Annotated in this window: 13 protein-coding genes and 2 tRNA genes; 10 read left to right on the top strand and 5 right to left on the bottom strand. The window is 59.7% G+C overall.

Annotation, left to right across the window (positions count from 1 at the left end; genetic code table 11):
• Positions 1-33 precede the first annotated feature (33 nt).
• Both ACOI8A_RS15940 and ACOI8A_RS15935 read left to right on the top strand, forming a co-directional pair.
• A complete protein-coding gene (locus tag ACOI8A_RS15940; protein ID WP_420647017.1) occupies positions 34-1323 on the top strand; it encodes an adenylosuccinate synthase in 1290 nt (429 codons plus the stop codon).
• Between the two features lie 140 nt (positions 1324-1463).
• Positions 1464-3398 (top strand): methyl-accepting chemotaxis protein, encoded by a 1935-nt coding sequence (locus ACOI8A_RS15935; RefSeq protein ID WP_420647018.1) that lies wholly within the window; start codon positions 1464-1466, stop codon positions 3396-3398.
• Positions 3399-3487: 89 nt separating this feature from the next.
• Here the strand turns inward: ACOI8A_RS15935 and ACOI8A_RS15930 are convergent, their stop codons facing one another.
• The 4 genes from ACOI8A_RS15930 to ACOI8A_RS15915 all read right to left on the bottom strand — a co-directional run bounded on the left by ACOI8A_RS15930 (position 3488) and on the right by ACOI8A_RS15915 (position 6609).
• Positions 3488-5053, bottom strand: coding sequence for an ABC transporter permease (locus ACOI8A_RS15930; protein WP_420647019.1), 1566 nt, complete (start codon positions 5051-5053; stop codon positions 3488-3490).
• Positions 5053-6063, bottom strand: coding sequence for an iron ABC transporter substrate-binding protein (locus tag ACOI8A_RS15925; RefSeq protein ID WP_420647020.1), 1011 nt, complete (start codon positions 6061-6063; stop codon positions 5053-5055). Before ACOI8A_RS15925 ends, ACOI8A_RS15930 begins: the two co-directional genes overlap by 1 nt.
• A gap of 192 nt (positions 6064-6255) precedes the next feature.
• Positions 6256-6342, bottom strand: a tRNA-Leu gene (locus tag ACOI8A_RS15920).
• A 180-nt stretch (positions 6343-6522) separates the two neighbouring features.
• A tRNA-Leu gene (locus tag ACOI8A_RS15915) sits at positions 6523-6609 on the bottom strand.
• Between the two features lie 225 nt (positions 6610-6834).
• Between ACOI8A_RS15915 and rnr the strand changes: the two genes are divergently transcribed.
• From rnr to dnaB, 7 genes are all read left to right on the top strand, one after another.
• Positions 6835-9489 (top strand): ribonuclease R, encoded by a 2655-nt coding sequence (rnr, locus tag ACOI8A_RS15910; protein WP_420651287.1) that lies wholly within the window; start codon positions 6835-6837, stop codon positions 9487-9489.
• Positions 9486-10253: a 23S rRNA (guanosine(2251)-2'-O)-methyltransferase RlmB gene (gene rlmB / locus ACOI8A_RS15905; RefSeq protein WP_420647022.1), complete on the top strand. Its 768-nt coding sequence runs from the start codon at positions 9486-9488 to the stop codon at positions 10251-10253. Before rnr ends, rlmB begins: the two co-directional genes overlap by 4 nt.
• Positions 10254-10553: 300 nt before the next feature.
• Positions 10554-10979 (top strand): 30S ribosomal protein S6, encoded by a 426-nt coding sequence (gene rpsF / locus ACOI8A_RS15900; protein ID WP_420647023.1) that lies wholly within the window; start codon positions 10554-10556, stop codon positions 10977-10979.
• A 28-nt stretch (positions 10980-11007) separates the two neighbouring features.
• Positions 11008-11238, top strand: a complete 231-nt coding sequence (gene rpsR, locus ACOI8A_RS15895; RefSeq protein ID WP_002551829.1) for a 30S ribosomal protein S18 — start codon at positions 11008-11010, stop codon at positions 11236-11238.
• Between the two features lie 36 nt (positions 11239-11274).
• Positions 11275-12168 carry a hypothetical protein gene (locus ACOI8A_RS15890; RefSeq protein WP_420647024.1) on the top strand — a complete coding sequence of 298 codons (894 nt, stop codon included), beginning with the start codon at positions 11275-11277 and terminating at the stop codon, positions 12166-12168.
• 18 nt (positions 12169-12186) lie between these two features.
• Positions 12187-12633 (top strand): 50S ribosomal protein L9, encoded by a 447-nt coding sequence (rplI, locus tag ACOI8A_RS15885; protein ID WP_008078307.1) that lies wholly within the window; start codon positions 12187-12189, stop codon positions 12631-12633.
• Positions 12634-12753: 120 nt separating this feature from the next.
• The gene (gene dnaB / locus ACOI8A_RS15880) at positions 12754-14151 is read left to right on the top strand and encodes a replicative DNA helicase (RefSeq protein ID WP_420647025.1); all 1398 of its coding nucleotides are present in this window, start codon (positions 12754-12756) and stop codon (positions 14149-14151) included.
• A gap of 42 nt (positions 14152-14193) precedes the next feature.
• Here the strand turns inward: dnaB and ACOI8A_RS15875 are convergent, their stop codons facing one another.
• Entirely contained in the window at positions 14194-17904 is a 3711-nt protein-coding gene (locus tag ACOI8A_RS15875; RefSeq protein ID WP_420647026.1) for an NEL-type E3 ubiquitin ligase domain-containing protein, read from the bottom strand.
• Between the two features lie 192 nt (positions 17905-18096).
• Between ACOI8A_RS15875 and ACOI8A_RS15870 the strand changes: the two genes are divergently transcribed.
• Positions 18097-20400 carry a YgiQ family radical SAM protein gene (locus ACOI8A_RS15870; RefSeq protein WP_420647027.1) on the top strand — a complete coding sequence of 768 codons (2304 nt, stop codon included), beginning with the start codon at positions 18097-18099 and terminating at the stop codon, positions 20398-20400.
• Positions 20401-20655: the final 255 nt, after the last annotated feature.

The following is a 20655-nucleotide window of genomic DNA, read 5'->3' as shown; positions in this document are numbered from 1 at the left end:
GGCACCAAGTTTGCGCGAATGAGGACAAGTGTTATGGGTAAGAATGTCGTAGTCCTGGGCACCCAATGGGGTGATGAGGGCAAAGGCAAGATCGTTGATCTGCTGACCGAACATGCTGCCGCCGTAGTGCGCTACCAGGGTGGCCACAACGCTGGTCACACTCTGGTCATCGATGGCGAAAAAACTGTCTTGCACCTGATCCCGTCCGGCGTGCTGCGCGAAGGCGTGCAGTGCCTGATCGGCAACGGCGTGGTGGTTGCACCTGACGCCCTGCTGCGCGAGATCATCAAGCTGGAAGAGAAAGGCGTACCGGTGCGCGAGCGCCTGCGTATCAGCCCGTCCTGCCCGCTGATCCTGTCCTTCCACGTGGCGCTGGACCAGGCCCGTGAAAAGGCCCGTGGCGAGCTGAAGATCGGTACTACCGGTCGCGGCATCGGCCCGGCGTACGAAGACAAGGTTGCACGTCGTGGCCTGCGTGTTGGCGATCTGCTGAACATGCCGCGCTTTGAAGACAAGCTGCGTGAACTGGTGGATTACCACAACTTCATGCTGGTGGGTTACTACAAAGAGCCGGCCATCGAGTTCGAAAAGACTCTGGCCGAGTGCAAGGAATACGCTGAGCTGCTCAAGCCGCTGATGCTGGATGTGACTGCCGAGCTGCACGACCTGCGTCGCGCTGGCAAAGACATCATGTTCGAAGGCGCCCAAGGCTCCCTGCTGGACATCGACCACGGCACCTACCCGTACGTGACCAGCTCCAACACCACTGCGGGCGGCGTTGCCACTGGTTCGGGCGTTGGCCCGATGTTCCTCGACTACATCCTGGGCATCACCAAGGCTTACACCACTCGTGTTGGTTCGGGTCCATTCCCGACTGAGCTTTTTGACGAAGTGGGTGCGCACCTGGCCAAACAAGGTCACGAGTTCGGCGCTACCACCGGCCGTGCCCGTCGTTGCGGCTGGTTCGATGCCGTAATCCTGCGTCGCGCTATCGATGTGAACAGCATCTCGGGCATCTGCCTGACCAAGCTGGACGTACTCGACGGCCTGGAAACCATCAACATCTGCATCGGCTACAAAGATGCCGAAGGCAAGGCAGTTGCCCCGACTGACGCTGACAGCTACGTCGGCCTGCAGCCTGTGTACGAAGAAGTGCCAGGCTGGACCGAATCGACCGTGGGCGCCAAAACCCTGGAAGAGCTGCCAGCTAACGCTCGCGCGTACATCAAACGTGTTGAAGAGTTGATCGGCGCGCCGATCGACATTATTTCGACGGGCCCGGACCGCAACGAAACCATCGTTCTGCGTCATCCGTTCGCTTGATAAGTCGTTGATGTAACAACACAAAGGCCCCTTGATCGGGGCCTTTGTCGTTTATGCCTGTTGGACGGCATGACCTTTGCTGTGAATCTGTCTACAAGAGTGCCATCAAATTAATGGCGTCAGAAGTAGAGGGATTCAAAGTGTCAGCCGTTCTCTCACTGTTACAAAGCCGTCTGTTGCGGCCAGTGTTCGTTACCCTTGGTATCGCCCTTTTGGTGCAAGTGCTGGTGGCTGTTGCCCTGACACGGAGCACCGTCACCGCGCTGGAAGCCGATCTGGGCGCGCGGCTGGGTGCCGACAGCCAGAAACTCTCTGGCGAATTGGAGCAGGCCGGGCGTGAAGTCACGTCAAGCCTCGACACTCTCTCGACCAATACCCGTCAGCGGCTGACCGCCGGTTTGTCCACGCGTCTGAAGGATGAGCAGGCGCAACTGCGTGCGACTCTGGAAAAAGACCTGAAAGACTCGGCCAATGACATGGCCCAGTTGCTCGCCTCGGTGGCGCCACGGGCCATGTGGGACAGCGACGTGCCGACCCTGTCCGAATTCGCCCGCCGGGCCCAGCGCAATCCCAACGTGCTGTTCGTGGTCTACGACGACGCCACTGGCCAGCATTTGACCCGCTATTTGAACCGTGAAAACCCGATCAACAAGGCCCTTCTGGAAAAAGGCCAGGGTGAGCGCGCGCTGGATAAAGTGCTGGATGCGGCGAAGAACGATCCTTCGGTCTACTACCTCGAAGCCTCGATCAACCCCAACGGCGTAGAGATCGGCAAAGTGCTGATGGGCGTTTCTACCGCCTCGGTGGAAACTGATCTGGCAGCGTTGGATAAGCGCTTCACGGCGCTGATCGCCAGCAGCGATCAACTGGTCGCCGACAGCCTCAAGGGCGCCGCCGCCGACAGCGCCACAGCGATGCGCGCGCGCCTGCAATCAGCGCAGTCCACCGCCGCCGAGATGAAAGCCAACACCACCAGCACCGTGCAGGACGCCGCTGGCACCTTGCGCTGGCGCATCGGTATGGGGCTGGCGTTGGTCGGCGCCGGCGTGTTGCTGTTGATCGCAATCGTCCTCGGTCGGCGTGTGGTCAATCGTCTGAAGCTGCTGATAGCCGCAATGGATGATCTGGCGGCGGGTGAGGGCGATCTGACCAAGCGCGTGCAGATCAACAGCAAGGACGAGATCGGCGACATGGCCTCGGCGGTCAATCGCTTTGTGGATAAGTTGCAGCCAATCGTGCGCGAGGCAGGCGATGTGGCCCAGCGGACGGGAGTCGAAATTGGTGCCATGACTTTGCGCAATGCTGGCGCTGATGCAGCCGCCGGGATGCAGCGGGATGAGGTCGCGGAAAGTCTGCGCGCGTTGTCGCAGATGGCCGATGAAGCACAATCGGAAAGCCATGCGATGCAGGCCGCGTTGAAGCAAGTGGTCGATATTCGTCAGGCCACGGATGAAAACACCCGCACATCCGCCAAGGTCGGCAGCCTCATCGAAGCGCTGGCCGGCCAAGTCGATACCGGCTCGAAAGTTATCGAACGGCTGGCGCAGCAGAGCGAGCAGATTGAAGTGGTGTTGACCGTGATTCATGGCATCGCCGAGCAGACCAACCTCTTGGCGCTCAACGCTGCCATCGAAGCGGCGCGTGCCGGTGAGACGGGTCGTGGCTTTGCTGTGGTTGCCGACGAGGTGCGGGCCTTGGCGAGCAAAACGCAAAGCTCGACTGGCGACATTCAGGCGCACATCGTGGCGTTGCAGCAGGGCGCACGCGAGGCGGTGGAGGCGATCGGTCAGGCCGGACGTCAGGCCAGCGAAGGTTTGCTGGTGCTGCGCGACAGTGCGCGGTTGCAGCAGTCGGTGCAGGCTTCGGTCGAGCAGGTGCATGCGGCGATTGGTCTGGCAACCCAGGCCGCCGCGCATCAGGCGCAGGGTGCGCAGGCAGTGCGTGGGCGAGTCGAAACGATTCATGCACAGGCCGAGAAAGCGGCGCAGGCAGTGGTGGAAACCACGGCCAGTGGCAAGGTGCTGGATGGGTTGGCGGCGCAGCTCAAGGCGAGTCTGGGGCAGTTCAGAGCTTAAGATCAAAAGATCGCAGCCTGCGGCAGCTCCTACAGGGAAACGCAATATCCTGTGTAGGAGCTGCCGCAGGCTGCGATCTTTTTGCTTTTTCAGCGGCTCAGATACATCCGCGTCGTCAGCAGATAAACCGGCAAACCCGAGACCAATATCAACAACGCCGCATATGGCGCCGCCGCCGCAAACTCGACGTTCGCGGTATGCGCCCAAACCTCGGTGGCCAAGGTATTCAGCCCGGTCGGACTCAACAGCAGAGTCGCAGTCAGTTCCTTCATCGCATCGAGAAACACCAGCGCAAATGCCGCGCCCAGTGCCGGAAAAATGATCGGCAACGTCACCCGACAAAATGCCGAAAACGACGACGCGCCCAACGTACGAGCAGCCTCTTCCAACTGCGGCGCAGCCTTGTTCAGCGCCGTGCGGATCGGCGCCTGCGCCAGCGGCAGAAACAGCAGCGCATAAGCAATCAGCAACAACGCCGAAGTCTGATACAGCACCGGCACGTAATGCAGGGCGAAATACACCAGTGTCAGCGCAATGACCAAACCCGGCAGCGCATGCAGCAGATACGGCAGGCGCTCGGCCCAGATCGCCAGTTGACCTTTGTAGCGCACCACCAGCAGTCCAACGGGCACTGCCAGCACCAGGCACAACGCTGCGCCGCCTAGCGACAACGCCAATGACGACAGCAGCGCTTCGCTGATCGCTGCGACCGGGAATGCCGCCGACGAACCCACCGCCAGCCAGTAAGCGAGCATACCCAGCGGAATCCCGCTGCCGATGATCGCCAGACTCAGGCAATACACCTGACCCGCCGCCGCCCATCGTCCGAGGCTGACTTGCTCGGCCCGGCGCGCCGCACCCTGACCGATGCGCACATGCCGGCCCTTACCGCGCACGCGCAGCTCCAGCCACAACAACATCAGGCACAGCGCGAGCAGCACGGCAGACAGCATCGCCGCATTGGCGTTGCTGAATTCCAGTTCGAATTGCTGATAGATCGCCGTGGTGAAGGTTTGCAGGCCGATGATCGACAGTGCGCCGAATTCCACCAGCATGTGCAATGCGATCAGCAAAGAACCCGCCAACAGCGACGGCCAGAGCAAGGGCAGGGTGACGCGCAAAAACACCCCCCAGCGACTTTGTCCCAGTGTGCGCGCCGACTCTTCAAGGGACGGATCAAGATTGCGCAGCGTTGCGGCCACCGGCAAAAAGATCAGCGGATATTTCGACAGGCTCATCACCAGAATCGCCCCGCCGAGACCTTCGAACTGTGCGCTCAACGAAACCCAGGTGAAGCTGCTGACGAATGCCGGCACGGCGAACGGCAGACAAAGGATTACGCCCCACAAACGCCGCCCCGGCAGATTGCTGCGTTCCAACAGCCAGGCCAGCGACAGGCCGATCACGCCGCAGGTCAGTGTCACGCCAACCATCAGCGCCAGCGTGTTGCGCAGCAAGCCGAATACGTACGGGCGCCACAACAAATGCAGCGCCTCGGCCCAGCCAGCCTGCCAGGCTTTCAGCCCGACGTAGGCCAGTGGCAGCAGACTGAGCACCACCAGCAACAAAACCGGCAGCAGCAGCCAGATCGACGGCCGCTTGCGCCGTGGCACGTAACCCCCGCGCGCGGCGGGGGCGGATAACGATGCGCTCATCAGTTCAGGCCGACTTCACGTTCCAGATCCAGCGCCTCTTCGGCATTGCCCAGATCGGCCGGGGTGACTTTCGGTGCTTCCAGTTCGCTGAACGGCTTGAGACCGCGATCCGATTGCATACCTTTGTGCAGTGGGTATTCGGCGGTGGTCTGGGTGATCACGCGCTGACCTTCTTCGCTGGCCATGTAGGCGAGGAATTGCTGAGCTTCTTTCGGGTGTTTGCTGGATTTCAGCACGGCTGCGCTGGAAACCGTGATCAGCCCGCCGACGTCGCCGCCGGTGAAGTAATGCAGTTTCGAATCCAGCTGGCCTTTCTCGCGTTGCAGGGCGAACCAGTAGTAGTTGTTCACCAGCACGGTGGCGACTTCGCCGTTTTCCACGGCTTTGAGGGCGACCATGTTGTTGCTGTAGGTTTTGCCGAAGGCGCGCAGGCCGGTCAGCCATTCTTCGGCAGCGTCGCGACCGTGCAGCTTGATGATCGCAACGGCTTGCTCCTGGAATGCACCGCTGGTCGGAACGAAACCGACCTTGCCCTGCCATTTCGGATCGGAGAACTCCATGACCGATTTCGGCAGGTCTTTTTCATCGACCAGTTTCGGGTTGTAGGCGACTACGCGCACTCGCGCAGTGACGCCGATCCAGCTGCCGTTGCCGGCGACATATTCTTTTGGCAGGACGGCCAGCGTCGCGTCGTCAGCCTTCGCCAGCAGACCTTGCTCGCCGAGTTTGTTCAGCGGCGGGGATTCTTCGGTATAGATCACGTCGGCGGGGGAGCGGTCGCCTTCTTCGACGATCTGGCTGGCGAGCTGATTGCTGCTGCCCTTGCGCACGTTGACGTGGATGCCGGTCTTGGCCTTGAAAGCTTTGGCGATCGCATCGCCGACTTCCTTGTGTTGACCGTTGTAGAGCGTCAGGGAAACTGCATCGGCAGCCTGGGTGAGGGGAGTGGCGAGTGCCAGGCCGAGCAGGGTGAAGGTCAAGCCACGGCGCAGGGTATTTCGAAACATCATTCGCAGGGTTCCTCACTGTCGCATTGCAAAAACTTGTAACAATGATAAACGATATTGTTTCTCAAGTGCGCCTTGCGGGGAGGATGCGGGTTTGTTAGGGCGGGACGCGGAATGGTTTCTGAACGCCAGAAACGCAAAAACCCGCTTTCGCGGGTTTTTGTGAAATTCAGGGTCGTAACCATGAATTTGAATTGGTGCCCAGAAGAAGACTCGAACTTCCACGACCTTGCGGTCACCAGCACCTGAAGCTGGCGTGTCTACCAATTTCACCATCTGGGCATTCATCGCAAGCGTTGCCGCTGTTGATGTGGCGCACTATACGGAGCGTCTTTTGATCTGTAAACCCCTGATTTGGTTTTAATAAATCAGTTTTAAGAAAGTACGGGCTTAGAATGCAAAAAACCCGCTTTCGCGGGTTTTGTGTGAGTCTTGAAACTGATCTAGTCTCAAACTCGAAATTGGTGCCCAGAAGAAGACTCGAACTTCCACGACCTTGCGGTCACCAGCACCTGAAGCTGGCGTGTCTACCAATTTCACCATCTGGGCAGTATCGGCAGCGCGTCTGCGTCGTCGATGGCGCGCACTATACGGAGCACCTTTTTAACTGTAAACCCCCGTCGGGAAAATAATTGATTTTTTTTACCAGCGGCGTTGAAATCGCCTTTCAAAGGTCGATACAAGCCTTTAGATGGGCCTTTATAGCCTGAAATTTCCCGTTTCATGGCGCCTATGCCAAACTAACCCGCATATAGACAAGGTGAAAACTCTCTAATGGCCGATTGGCAGTCCCTCGATCCCGAGGCCGCTCGTGAAGCGGAAAAATACGAAAACCCTATTCCTAGCCGCGAACTGATCCTGGCGCATCTCGCCGATCGGGGTTCGCCTGCTGCCCGCGAGCAACTGGTCGAAGAGTTTGGTCTGACCACAGAAGACCAGGTCGAAGCCCTGCGCCGCCGTCTGCGCGCCATGGAGCGCGACGCTCAGTTGATCTACACCCGCCGTGGCACCTACGCGCCGGTGGACAAGCTCGACCTGATCCTTGGTCGCATCAGCGGTCACCGTGACGGCTTCGGCTTCCTGGTGCCGGACGATGGTTCCGACGATCTGTTCATGAGCCCGGGCCAGATGCGGCTGGTGTTCGACGGTGACCGTGCGCTGGCGCGGGTTTCCGGTCTGGACCGTCGCGGTCGCCGCGAAGGCGTGATCGTCGAAGTGGTCTCGCGTGCTCACGAAACCATCGTCGGTCGCTACTTCGAAGAAGGCGGCATCGGCTTCGTGCTTGCGGACAATCCGAAGATCCAGCAAGAAGTGCTGGTCACCCCGGGCCGTAATGCCAACGCGCAGATCGGTCAGTTTGTTGAAGTGAAGATCACCCACTGGCCAACGCCACGCTTTCAGCCGCAAGGCGACGTGGTTGAGATCGTGGGCAACTACATGGCGCCGGGCATGGAAATCGATGTCGCCCTGCGCGCGTACGATATCCCGCACGTCTGGCCTGAAGCGGTCCTGAAAGAAGCTGCCAAGCTCAAGCCTGAAGTCGAAGAGAAAGACAAAGAGAAGCGCGTCGATCTGCGCCATCTGCCGTTCGTGACCATCGACGGCGAAGATGCCCGCGACTTCGATGACGCGGTCTATTGCGAAGCCAAACCGGGCAAGTTGCGCCTGTTCTCCGGCGGCTGGAAGTTGTACGTGGCGATTGCCGACGTCTCCAGCTACGTGAAGATCGGTTCGGCGCTGGACAACGAATCTCAGGTTCGCGGCAATTCGGTGTACTTCCCCGAGCGCGTGATTCCGATGCTGCCTGAGCAACTGTCCAACGGCCTGTGCTCGCTGAACCCGCACGTCGATCGCCTGGCCATGGTTTGCGAGATGACCATCTCCAAATCCGGCGAAATGACCGACTACTGCTTCTACGAAGCGGTGATTCACTCCCATGCTCGCCTGACCTACAACAAGGTCAGTGCCATGCTGGAAACGCCGAAACTTACCGAGGCGCGTCAGCTTCGGGGTGAGTACAACGACGTTCTGCCGCACCTCAAGCAGCTGTACTCGCTGTACAAGGTGTTGCTGGCTGCCCGTCACGTGCGCGGCGCGATCGATTTCGAAACGCAGGAAACCCGGATCATCTTCGGCACCGAGCGCAAGATCGCCGAGATCCGTCCAACCGTTCGTAACGATGCGCACAAACTCATCGAGGAATGCATGCTGGCGGCCAACGTGGCCACCGCTGAATTCCTGAAGAAACACGAAATACCCGCGTTGTATCGCGTTCACAACGGCCCGCCGCCGGAGCGTCTGGAAAAACTGCGCGCGTTCCTCGGTGAGCTCGGCCTGTCCCTGCATAAAGGCAAGGACGGCCCGTCGCCGAAGGACTACCAGGCATTGCTGGCGAGCATCAAGGATCGTCCGGATTTCCATCTGATCCAGACCGTGATGCTGCGTTCGCTGAGCCAGGCGGTGTACAGCGCTGACAATCAGGGTCACTTCGGCCTGAACTACGAAGCCTATACCCACTTCACCTCGCCGATCCGTCGTTACCCGGACTTGCTCACGCACCGCGCGATCCGCAGCGTGATCCACTCGAAACAGGACACCCCGCACGTTCGCCGTGCCGGTGCGATGACTATTCCGAAAGCGCGCATTTATCCGTACGACGAAGCGGCTCTGGAACAGCTCGGCGAGCAGTGCTCGATGAGCGAGCGCCGTGCCGACGAAGCGACCCGCGACGTAGTGAACTGGCTCAAGTGCGAGTTCATGAAAGATCGCGTGGGCGAGTCGTTCCCGGGTGTGATCACCGCCGTGACCGGTTTTGGCCTGTTCGTTGAGCTGACCGATATCTACGTCGAAGGCCTGGTGCATGTCACCGCGCTGCCGGGTGATTACTACCACTTCGATCCAGTGCATCACCGCCTGGCGGGCGAGCGCACCGGTCGCAGCTTCCGTCTGGGTGACACGGTTGAGGTGCGCGTGATGCGCGTCGATCTCGACGAGCGCAAGATCGACTTCGAGATGGCCGAAAAAACCATCAGCGCGCCGATCGGTCGCAAGAAACGTGGCGCCGAAACTGCTGCGCCTGCTGCGAGGACTGCCGGTAAAACTGCAGGCAAAACTGCGGCAGAACCAGCGCCGGCGAAAACCGCTGGCCGCCGTCCTGCCAAGGAAAAGGCTTCTGAAGCGTATCGCCCTAGCGACGCCGTGGCGAAAAACGCCGAGCTGCGCAAAAGCCGTGAAATGAAGCAGGCCTTGCTGGCCGATGCCAAAAACGGTGGTAAAGCGGCGTCCGGGGGAAAGACCGGACGGTCGGCGCCTGAAAAGGACTCCGGCGGCAAGCCAGCCAAACCGAGCAAGCACCGTAAAGGCCCGCCAAAAACGGGTTCTGCTCCAGCCAAAAGTGGCGGGGCGCGTAAACCTAAGGCCAAGTCATGAGTCAGCTGGAAAAAATCTACGGTGTGCACGCAGTAGAAGCGTTACTGCGTCATCACCCTAAACGCGTCAAGCAGATCTGGCTGGCCGAAAGCCGCAACGATCCGCGGGTGCAGACGCTGATCGAGCTGGCCAACGAAAACCGCGTCCAGGTCGGTCAGGCCGAGCGCCGCGAAATGGACGCCTGGGTTGAAGGCGTGCACCAGGGCGTAGTCGCGGACGTCAGTCCGAGCCAGGTCTGGGGCGAGGCGATGCTTGACGAACTGCTTGATCGCACCGACGGCGCGCCACTGTTGCTGGTGCTCGACGGCGTGACCGATCCGCACAACCTCGGCGCCTGCCTGCGTTCGGCAGATGCTGCCGGTGCGCTGGCGGTGATCGTGCCGAAAGACAAATCGGCAACGCTGACACCAGTGGTGCGTAAAGTAGCCTGCGGCGCAGCGGAAGTGATTCCGTTGGTGGCTGTGACCAACCTTGCCCGTACTCTGGAGAAACTTCAGCAGCGCGGTCTGTGGGTGGTCGGTACGGCCGGCGAAGCTGAAGTCAACATCTACGACCAGGATCTGACTGGCCCGACCATTCTGATCATGGGCGCTGAAGGCAAAGGCATGCGTCGCCTGACCCGCGAACATTGCGACTATCTGGTAAACCTGCCGATGGCCGGTAGCGTCAGCAGTCTCAACGTGTCCGTGGCAACCGGCGTGTGCCTGTTCGAAGCGCAGCGCCAGCGCAGTGTCAAAGCCAAGGCTTCTGCCAAGAAGTCTTGATTCACGCGGCTCCTTGCAGGAGCTGTCGAGTGAAACGAGGCTGCGATCTCTTGATCTTGTTAAGGCAAAGTCAAAAGATCGCAGCCTTCGGCAGCTCCGACAGAGGGGTTGTGAATGTATCTCCAGTGATTGTTCAAATAATCACCAATTGCCTTGCACCTCCGCAGTCCCTTCTCTACAATTGCGCCCCTTGCTGTGACGGCAGGCACGCATGTGCCCCGCGCCAGCAAGTCCATAAGTGTCATTCACTCCTTGTCTGACCGTTTTTGAGCGGCAGGCTACAACCCGTAAGGAGCATTCATGCGTCATTACGAAATCATCTTTTTGGTCCACCCGGATCAAAGCGAGCAAGTCGGCGGCATGGTAGAGCGTTACACCAAGCTGATCGAAGAAGACGGCGGCAAAATCCACCGTCTGGAAGATTGGGGCCGTCGTCAACTGGCCTACGCAATCAACAATGTTCACAAGGCTCACTACGTGATGCTGAACGTTGAGTGCACTGGCAAGGCCCTGGCCGAGCTGGAAGACAACTTCCGCTACAACGATGCAGTGATCCGTAACCTGGTCATCCGTCGCGACGAAGCCGTTACTGGCCAGTCCGAGATGCTCAAGGCTGAAGAAAACCGCAGTGAGCGCCGTGAGCGTCGCGACCGTCCTGAAGACCACGAAGGCGCTGATAGCGCTGATCGTGATGACAGCGACAACAGCGATAACGCTGACGAGTAATCCACGGACCTTTTAAGGAGCCTATCAAATGGCACGTTTCTTCCGTCGTCGTAAATTCTGCCGCTTCACCGCTGAAGACGTGAAGGAGATCGATTACAAAGATCTCAACACTCTGAAAGCCTACGTATCCGAGACCGGCAAAATCGTTCCAAGCCGCATCACCGGTACCAAAGCTCGTTATCAGCGTCAGCTGGCCACCGCTATCAAGCGCGCCCGCTTCCTGGCCCTGCTGGCCTACACCGACAGCCACGGCCGCTGAGACCGGGCAGTCGACAAGTAGCAAAGGATAGAATGTATGCGTGCCTTAGCTGAGTTCATCATGCGCGGCCGCATGCAGGCCACTCTGGTAGTGGCTGGATGTGCAACATTGCCGTTGTTGTATTGGTTGGGTGCTGCCGCTGGAAGCTTCGTGCTTTTGCGGCGCGGATTGACAGACGCCCTCGGCGTTCTGTTGCTGGGACTGCTGCCAGCATTGGTCTGGTGGTTGTATGCCGATGACCCACGGGCACTTCTGGTGCTGCTGGGTTCTTCGGGGCTTGCGTTGGTATTGCGCGCAAGCGAGTCCTGGGTCCGCACGCTGCTGGTCAGCGTAGCCATGGGATTGGTGTTTGCAGTGGTGCTCGGGGCGGTTTTTGCGCCCCAGATCGAGATGCTCGCGCAGGCCTTGATAAAGGTCATGCCAGCGCTTCTCGGCGAGTCTTACCAACAATTGTCGGTAGACGAGCAAGCGCGTTTCGCGTCGCTGATTGCACCCGTCCTGACCGGACTGATTGCGGCCTTGTTGCAGATCCTCAGCGTTGTGAGCCTGATTGTCGGGCGTTACTGGCAGGCGTTGTTGTACAACCCGGGTGGTTTTGGTCGCGAGTTTCGCGCCATTCGAATCCCGCTGGGGCCGGCGATGTTACTGCTGGCGTTGATGCTTCTGGGCCCGAATCTCGGTGCACAGATGGCTATGTTGACGCCGTTGTGCAGTGTACCGCTGGTGTTCGCCGGGCTGGCCCTGATTCATGGGCTGGTGGCGCAAAAGCGACTGGCCGGATTCTGGCTGGTGGGGTTGTACGTCACGCTGTTGCTGTTCATGCAGCTGGTCTATCCGTTGCTCGTGGTCTTGGCCATTGTCGACAGCCTGATTGATTTTCGCGGTCGTCACGTGTCGAAAGACACCGACAGCGCGAACGGTGAAGGTTAAAAGTTAGAGGATTTTCACATGCAACTGATCCTTCTGGAAAAAGTCACCAACCTGGGCAACCTGGGTGACAAAGTAAACGTTAAGGCCGGTTACGGTCGTAACTACCTGCTGCCATACGGCAAGGCTACCGCCGCGACCCCAGCGAACATCGCTGCGTTCGAAGAGCGTCGTGCCGAGCTGGAAAAAGCAGCAGCAGACCGTAAAGCATCGGCTGAAAGCCGTGCTGCCCAACTGGCCGAGCTGGAAGTGACTATCACTGCCACCGCTGGCGACGAAGGCAAGCTGTTCGGTTCGATCGGTACTCACGACATTGCTGACGCACTGACCGCCTCCGGCGTTGAAGTTGCGAAAAGCGAAGTTCGTCTGCCGAACGGCACCATCCGCAACGTAGGTGAATTCGACGTGGCCGTGCACCTGCACGCCGAAGTTGAAGCCACCGTACGCGTTGTAGTGGTAGCAGCTTAAGCAACACCTGATCGGCTGGCGGCTTGCCCGTCAGACGGTTAACATCGGGCACGATCCTGTTTACAGGTCGTGCCCTTTGTCTTTCTGTACTCCCTGCTTTTACCTAACAAACAAGTGGCCATGAACGAAATCTCCGCTCCTGAGCAATACGATCTGCAAACCGCTGCCCTGAAGGTGCCGCCGCATTCCATCGAGGCCGAACAGGCCGTGCTCGGTGGTTTGATGCTGGACAACAACGCCTGGGAACGCGTGCTTGATCAAGTCTCCGACGGCGATTTCTACCGGCATGACCACCGTCTGATTTTCCGTGCGATTGCGAAGCTCGCCGATCAGAACTCCCCGATTGACGTCGTGACCCTTGCCGAGCAACTGGACAAGGAAGGTCAGACCTCGCAAGTAGGGGGCCTCGGTTATCTGGGGGAGCTGGCGAAAAATACGCCGTCCGTCGCCAACATCAAGGCCTATGCGCAGATTGTTCGCCAGCGTGCGACGTTGCGCCAGCTGATCGGCATCAGCACCGAGATCGCCGACAGCGCTTTCAACCCGGAAGGCCGCACCGCCGAGGAAATCCTCGACGAAGCCGAACGCCAGATCTTCGCCATTGCCGAGGCCCGGCCAAAAACCGGCGGCCCGGTAAGCGTGAACGACCTGTTGACCAAGGCCATCGACCGCATCGACACCTTGTTCAACACCGACAACGCGATCACCGGGCTGTCCACCGGTTACACCGACCTTGATGAGAAGACCAGCGGCCTGCAGCCGTCCGACCTGATCATCGTCGCCGGTCGTCCGTCGATGGGTAAAACCACCTTCGCCATGAACCTGGTGGAAAACGCCGTACTGCGCAGCGACAAGGCAGTACTGGTGTACTCCCTCGAGATGCCAGGCGAATCGCTGATCATGCGTATGCTCTCATCGCTTGGGCGTATCGATCAGACCAAGGTGCGTTCCGGCCAACTGGAAGACGACGACTGGCCGCGCCTGACCTCGGCGGTCAACTTGCTCAACGACCGCAAGCTGTTCATCGACGATACCGCCGGCATCAGCCCGTCGGAAATGCGTGCGCGAACCCGACGTCTGGCGCGCGAGCACGGTGACATTGGCCTGATCATGATCGACTACCTGCAACTGATGCAGATTCCGGGTTCCGGCGGTGATAACCGGACCAACGAGATTTCCGAGATCTCGCGTTCCCTCAAAGCCCTGGCCAAGGAATTCAACTGCCCGGTGGTCGCACTGTCCCAGCTCAACCGTTCCCTGGAACAGCGCCCGAACAAACGTCCGATCAACTCCGACCTCCGGGAATCCGGAGCCATCGAGCAGGATGCTGACGTCATCATGTTTGTGTACCGGGACGAGGTGTATCACCCGGAAACCGAACACAAAGGCATCGCCGAAATCATCATCGGCAAGCAGCGGAACGGCCCGATCGGCTTTATCCGCCTGGCGTTCATCGGCAAATACACACGCTTTGAAAACCTCGCGCCGGGTAGCTATAACTTCGACGACGACGAGTAAGGGCTGGCCGGTGAAAACCGCCAGGCCCTTTCCCGGTAACCCTTAGTTCGGTGGATTGATGTTGTCCCCAGCGGCAGGGGCGTCGAGCTCCTGAATCGTCAGGGTCTGCATCAGCGCCGCCTCTTCTATCGCCAACTGAGCCTGCAAGTCTTCGCTTTTCGCTTTGTACTCGATCTCGGTCAACTGCCGATCGACGAAGCTGTCATGCAGGTCGGCCAGTCGATCCTGAAACGGCGCACGTTGGTCCTCGAATTGCTGGCGATGTTTATTCGTCAGATAGTCCTTCCAGAATTCCCGGGACAGCAACGCTTCACGCTCTTGCGGCGAATTATCCAGCGCCTTGACCGTGTCATGGGCGCTGTCCAGTTTGTCCTGATCGACCTTGCCCATGTGGGTGAAGCTGGTTTGCTCGGGCTGTCCCGGCAAATCAAGCCGCGTCTTCAGGCCAAAACGATAAGCCAGTCTGATCTCGACCTCTTCTGAAAGACGCAGGTTATGCCGATGTCTGTCGTCTGCCGAAGTGCCGGGATTGCGAACTATGGCTTCGCTGTTCTGGATGTCGAGCGATGCGAACTTGTCGACTTCATGCAAGCGGAACAGGCGTCGGGAGAAGTCTGCCAACTGTTGGCCCTGAGACTGGTCCAGCGCTTGAGTCCGTGCCTTGTACGCCATGGACAGAACTTCAAGATTGCCGAAAGAGAAGGCTGCGCGGTCACAGCAGGCAGGTTCCCCTGCGCGGTTGAACAGATCGTCGCGCAGGCGCTCCGACTCGGGACTGTTTTCGCTCATGGTATCCAGCACATCCCAGACCCGGCGTTGCTGATCGGTATGGCCGGCACCGCCATGCTTGAGGCGGTTGAGAATCTCAAAGAACGGGTCCGAGCCTTGATGCGCCTTCAAAACCTGCCACTGCGCGCGTCGGATCGTTGTCTGCTCTTCTGACAAACCTTCCGACCAGCGCTTGAACGGCGAGTCCGCCAGGTTGTTGGCCTGTCTGCGATTGGTCCGAGAGTGCGCGGTGGCGACCAGGCGATTGGGGCGACCGGGTTCGGTCAGTGCGTGCCTGTTCAATCGTTCGGCATAGTGCTGCACTTGCTCCACCGTCGCATCGGACAACGGATTGTCGCTCAGGTTGGTCACGTCGTTGATGCGCGTCATCTGCGCCAACCGGGAATCTGTCGGCGCAATGACCGAGTCGGGAATTGTCGAGATCCGATTGCCAGCCAGATTGATCAAGTCGAGCGAAGGTTGCTCGGCCAGCCCGTTTGGCCAGACTTCGATCCGCGTATTGGCTAAATTCAGCGAACGCATATCACTGATCAAGCTGAAATCCGGGGCGATGCCCAGCGGGTTTTTTTCCAGCATCAACGCTCGCAGCGTCACCCGCTCGGAAAGGATCCGTGCCGTGTCCGGGGTGAGCATGATCTGGTTGTTTTGTAGAAACAGACGCGTCATTGCGTGCATCTCGCCGATGGCGGGGGGCAGGTCGCGCAGTTGATTGTTCGACAGGTCCAGCCAGCGAACATGGCGAAAACCCGACAGGAAGCCTTCGGGAGACGCGCTCAAATTCATGTTGTTGAGTTTCAGTGCACCCACATGGCTGAAATCAATATCCAGGTCCGGCAGGCTTGGCAGGGTGAGGCCGCTCAGATCGAGCATCAGCCCTATGGGCGTGCCGTCGTTTGCCAGTTTCTGCGGCGTTTCACGGCGCCAGCACTGAAAGATACGGCGCCTTGCTTCATAGCGATCGCCCACTTCGCTCTGGTCCAGGCGCATCTGGTTGGCGCGAACGTAACGCTGCTGCGCGCCGCCACCAGAAAACGACCATGCACCCAATTGATCCTCCAGAACCTGATATTCGCGTTCCAGGCGCAGCAGCTCAGGCTCGGCCCCGGCGCCGAGCGCCCTGACGAATTGCCTCGCCTCTCGCAAGGTTTTGTCCGGGAACATAAGCCGATAGCAATCGACTTTAGGGTTTGCGCTATCGAAAGCGCCGGGCGTGGCGAGTGCCAGCAAGTCCGGCCGCTCCAGATGCAAGCGTTGCCAGTACGCGTCGAAGTGATGCCAGTAATCGGCAGGGAACGGATTGCCGTCCAGCAGTGTGACGCCGTTGATCTTCGCGACCGCCTCGAGCTGCCCGGCTGGCGGGTTCAGGTAGGCCGGTGGCACCTCACGCAAGCGGTTGTTGCGCAAATCGAGGATTTCCAGACCTGCACGGGTCTGCAAACCTGCGGGCCACTGCTCGATGGCGGTGTCGCTCAGATTGAGCACTTTCAACGCGGACATGCCCTGCAGGTCGGGCGCAACGCCCAATGTATTGTGCGACAGATCAAGTTGTTCGAGCCGGGTGGGCGCGCTGAGGCGAGCGACGCCTTCAGCGTTGATCTTGATGCGATTCGCGTGCAGGTCCAGCGTGGTCAGATTGTGCATCCCCAGGATCGCAGCGGGAACTTCTCCCAGAGTGGAGCGCACGATGCTCAGATGATTCAGCGCGGAGAAATTGCCGAGGAAGGCTGTGGCAGTGTCGGACCACTCGATTGCCCGCAAATTCAGAGACTCGATATGCTCGAAATCCGCTTTCAATGCCGGCAAGGCTCCGCCTGCCTCTGGCAGCGTAAGCATGGTCCCGGTTTCCCGGCGCCAGCCACGCAGGATTTCTGCGGAAACGTCCTTGGCCCAAGTCCCGGGAGATCCCGCGGCGGTTTGCTGGCTCCAGGTTTTCAGCTCCTGCTTGAGGGTTGCCAGTTGAGTTTCCCGGCGGGTCAGCCCTGCTGCAACGTCGCCCCCAAGCGATTGAATAAACACTTCGATCCCGGCCTGGTCCATTGCTGGAAACAGTTTGCGAGCGCGGCTTTGCGCACTGCGCAGATGTTGATTCACCGCGGCGCCCAGTTGCCTGCGCCAGGAGCGCTCCTGGCCGCTGAACATCCCGCCCGCACCGCCGACAATCAGGCCGGTCCAGCCGATCTGCCGGTTGAAAAACACCGGCTCCGATTTGCCCGGTCGCGTGGCGACGTAACGGTTATTTTCGTCACTGGCGACGGGGTCCGCGGGCCGGACGATGCGCATCACGGCCAGCTCGGGCGATGACGCATCGAGATCATGCATGACCTGATAGGCCTGATCCTCGATGACTGCATACACGCGCTTTTCGAAGTGATAGAGCCCGGCACTGTCAGGTTGCGCGGCGCCGAAGTCCAGCGCCGTGCGGTAGTCCTGGAGGCGGCTGGCCGATAGCGCGAAGGTCATCGCTTCCAGCTGTTGCAGTGGATGCCAGAGGCCGGTTTCCGGGTCACGCAGCAGATCAGGCCCGGAAGCTTTTTGTTCACTCTGCAGTTTGGCCCGGTACAGACCGCTCTCAGGATCGCGACCTACGTGCAGGGTGCTGCCATCGTAGCCGTCGACGAACAGGCGACCCTTGAAACTGCGTAGGCCCTCAGCGTCCGCCGCCGGCAGGTGATTGGCGTTGGGAACCCGGTAGTCCTCCAGCGGGCGGCGCAGTGGCCTGGATTCAATCTCGGAGGGCGGCAGTTCGTTGATGGTCAGCGATGACTCCGGGAGGATTGCATCCAGGTCGGTGTCGGCCGGTCCTTTGTTGTGTCCGCGCGGTTTTTGTCCGGGGCTGAAAATCGAAGTGTCAGGTTCGAAATGGCCCGGCGCGCCGATGCGCGGCGGGGTTTCATTCCCGGGGCGGAGGCGCGGTGTGTGCACCTCGACGTGGGTACTGCCCCTGACAGGCGGTTTCAATGGCATGTTTGTTCATCCTTGTGTGTAGGCGCATCCGTCGAAAAGAGACTGGCGAGCGTTCGGCTTCATTGCCGGTTTTGCAGCGACTGGGTGGAGTTGGGCGGGGGCAAAGAGAAACCGACCATTGCCGTCGGAATTGGTTATTTTTTGTGCTATATTCCGCGCCCGCGATTTTTCATCTCAACACCGGTCGTCGACATGCAAACAGCCAAGCCGTTATTTGACTATCCAAAATACTGGGCCGAATGTTTCGGCCCAGCGCCATTCCTGCCGATGAGCAGGGAGGAGATGGATCAGCTTGGCTGGGATTCCTGCGACATCATCATTGTTACCGGAGATGCCTACGTCGATCATCCGTCGTTCGGCATGGCGATCATCGGCCGGCTGCTGGAGTCGCAAGGCTTTCGCGTCGGGATCATTGCCCAGCCGAACTGGCAGTCCAAAGACGACTTCATGAAGCTCGGCGAGCCGAACCTGTTCTTCGGCGTCGCGGCCGGCAACATGGACTCGATGATCAACCGCTACACCGCCGACAAGAAAATCCGTTCCGACGACGCCTATACCCCCGGCGGTATGGCCGGCAAACGTCCGGATCGCGCCAGCCTGGTCTACAGCCAGCGCTGCAAGGAAGCCTACAAAAACGTGCCGATCGTGCTCGGCGGCATCGAAGCTTCCCTGCGCCGCATCGCGCACTACGATTACTGGCAGGATCGCGTGCGTAACTCGATCCTGATCGACGCCTGCGCCGACATCCTGCTGTACGGCAACGCCGAGCGGGCAATTGTCGAAGTCGCCCAGCGTCTGTCCTACGGTCACAAGATCGAAGACATCACCGACGTGCGCGGCACCGCGTTCATCCGTCGTGACACGCCGGCGGGCTGGTACGAAGTCGATTCGACGCGCATCGACCGTCCGGGCAAGGTCGACAAGATCATCAACCCGTACGTCAATACCCAGGACACTCAGGCTTGCGCAATCGAGCAGGAGAAGGGCCCGGTTGAAGATCCGCAGGAAGCCAAGGTCGTACAGATCCTGGCCAGCCCGCGCATGACTCGCGACAAGACGGTGATCCGTCTGCCGTCGATGGAAAAAGTCCGTGGCGATGCGGTGATCTACGCTCACGCCAACCGCGTACTCCATCTCGAAACCAACCCGGGTAACGCCCGCGCGCTGGTGCAGAAGCACGGCGAAGTCGACGTCTGGTTCAACCCGCCGCCGATTCCGATGACCACTGAAGAAATGGACTACGTGTTCGGCATGCCTTACGCACGGGTTCCGCACCCTGCTTACGGCAAGGAAAAGATCCCGGCCTACGACATGATCCGTTTCTCGGTGAACATCATGCGTGGCTGCTTCGGCGGCTGCACTTTCTGCTCGATCACCGAGCACGAAGGCCGGATCATCCAGAACCGGTCCGAAGAGTCGATCATTCGCGAGATCGAAGAGATTCGCGACAAGGTTCCGGGCTTCACCGGTGTCATCTCCGACCTTGGCGGCCCGACCGCGAACATGTATCGCATTGCCTGCAAGAGCCCGGAAATCGAATCCGCGTGCCGCAAGCCGTCCTGCGTATTCCCCGGCATCTGCCCGAACCTGAACACCGACCACTCGTCGCTGATTCAGCTGTACCGCAGCGCCCGTGCATTGCCGGGTGTGAAGAAGATTCTGATCGCTTCCGGCCTGCGCTATGACCTCGCGGTCGAGTCGCCGGAGTACGTCAAAGAGCTGGTGACCCACCACGTTGGTGGTTATCTGAAGATCGCCCCGGAACACACCGAGGAAGGTCCGCTCAACCAGATGATGAAACCGGGCATCGGCAGCTATGACAAGTTCAAGCGCATGTTCGAGAAGTACACCAAGGAAGCCGGCAAAGAGCAGTACCTGATTCCGTACTTCATCGCCGCGCACCCGGGCACCACCGACGAAGACATGATGAACCTGGCCTTGTGGCTGAAGGGTAATGGCTTCCGTGCCGACCAGGTGCAGGCGTTTTATCCTTCGCCGATGGCCACCGCCACCGCGATGTACCACTCGGGCAAGAACCCGCTGCGCAAGGTCAGCTACAAGAGCGACAGCGTGACCATCGTCAAGAGCGAAGAGCAGCGTCGTCTGCACAAGGCGTTCCTGCGTTATCACGACCCGAAAGGCTGGCCGATGCTGCGTGAAGCGCTGATCCGCATGGGCCGCTCCGACCTGATCGGGCCGGGCAAGACCCAGTTGATCCCGGCACATCAACCGGCGACTGACAGCTACCAGAGCGCCCGTCGCAAGAACTCGACGCCGGCCGGTAGCCACAAGGTTGCGGGTGAGAAGACCACCAAGATCCTCACCCAGCACACCGGTTTGCCACCGCGTGCCAGTGATGGCGGTAATTCGTGGGACAAGCGCGAACAGGCCAAGGCCGCGGCATTTGCCCGCAACCAGCAAGCGGCCAAGGATCGCAAGGACGCAGCGAAGGGCAAAGGGCCGAAACCGGCACGCAAGCCTGTAGTGCCGCGCTGAGTCTTTGTTGAAGTGAACAGAACGCCAGCCTTCGGGTTGGCGTTTTGCGTTTCCGGGTTCAAGAGTTGTGCTGAAGCCATCGGCCTCATCGCTGGCAAGCCAGCTCCCACAGGGTTATCTGTCGTTCACGAAACTGTGGCCACTGAAGATCCCTGTGGGAGCTGGCTTGCCAGCGATGGCGTCGGATCAGGCAACGCATGAACAACTGCTCGCAACATTTGCGTGCAACTGTCATCAACCATTTCCTCGCATCGC

This window comes from Pseudomonas sp. P4795 (assembly GCF_048822895.1).
Lineage (GTDB): Bacteria > Pseudomonadota > Gammaproteobacteria > Pseudomonadales > Pseudomonadaceae > Aquipseudomonas.
This window is presented reverse-complemented; position numbering and strand designations above follow the sequence as displayed.

What these genes read in the sequence shown, in the direction of transcription:
- rnr (WP_420651287.1), top strand. Translation starts at nt 6,835, where the DNA reads ATGGCCGATTGGCAGTCCCTCGATCCCGAGGCCGCTCGTGAAGCGGAA.
- ACOI8A_RS15870 (WP_420647027.1), top strand. Translation starts at nt 18,097, where the DNA reads ATGCAAACAGCCAAGCCGTTATTTGACTATCCAAAATACTGGGCCGAA.
- ACOI8A_RS15930 (WP_420647019.1), bottom strand. Translation starts at nt 5,053, where the DNA reads ATGAGCGCATCGTTATCCGCCCCCGCCGCGCGCGGGGGTTACGTGCCA.
- ACOI8A_RS15890 (WP_420647024.1), top strand. Translation starts at nt 11,275, where the DNA reads ATGCGTGCCTTAGCTGAGTTCATCATGCGCGGCCGCATGCAGGCCACT.
- rpsF (WP_420647023.1), top strand. Translation starts at nt 10,554, where the DNA reads ATGCGTCATTACGAAATCATCTTTTTGGTCCACCCGGATCAAAGCGAG.
- rplI (WP_008078307.1), top strand. Translation starts at nt 12,187, where the DNA reads ATGCAACTGATCCTTCTGGAAAAAGTCACCAACCTGGGCAACCTGGGT.
- rlmB (WP_420647022.1), top strand. Translation starts at nt 9,486, where the DNA reads ATGAGTCAGCTGGAAAAAATCTACGGTGTGCACGCAGTAGAAGCGTTA.
- ACOI8A_RS15875 (WP_420647026.1), bottom strand. Translation starts at nt 17,904, where the DNA reads ATGCCATTGAAACCGCCTGTCAGGGGCAGTACCCACGTCGAGGTGCAC.
- ACOI8A_RS15940 (WP_420647017.1), top strand. Translation starts at nt 34, where the DNA reads ATGGGTAAGAATGTCGTAGTCCTGGGCACCCAATGGGGTGATGAGGGC.
- dnaB (WP_420647025.1), top strand. Translation starts at nt 12,754, where the DNA reads ATGAACGAAATCTCCGCTCCTGAGCAATACGATCTGCAAACCGCTGCC.
- rpsR (WP_002551829.1), top strand. Translation starts at nt 11,008, where the DNA reads ATGGCACGTTTCTTCCGTCGTCGTAAATTCTGCCGCTTCACCGCTGAA.
- ACOI8A_RS15925 (WP_420647020.1), bottom strand. Translation starts at nt 6,063, where the DNA reads ATGATGTTTCGAAATACCCTGCGCCGTGGCTTGACCTTCACCCTGCTC.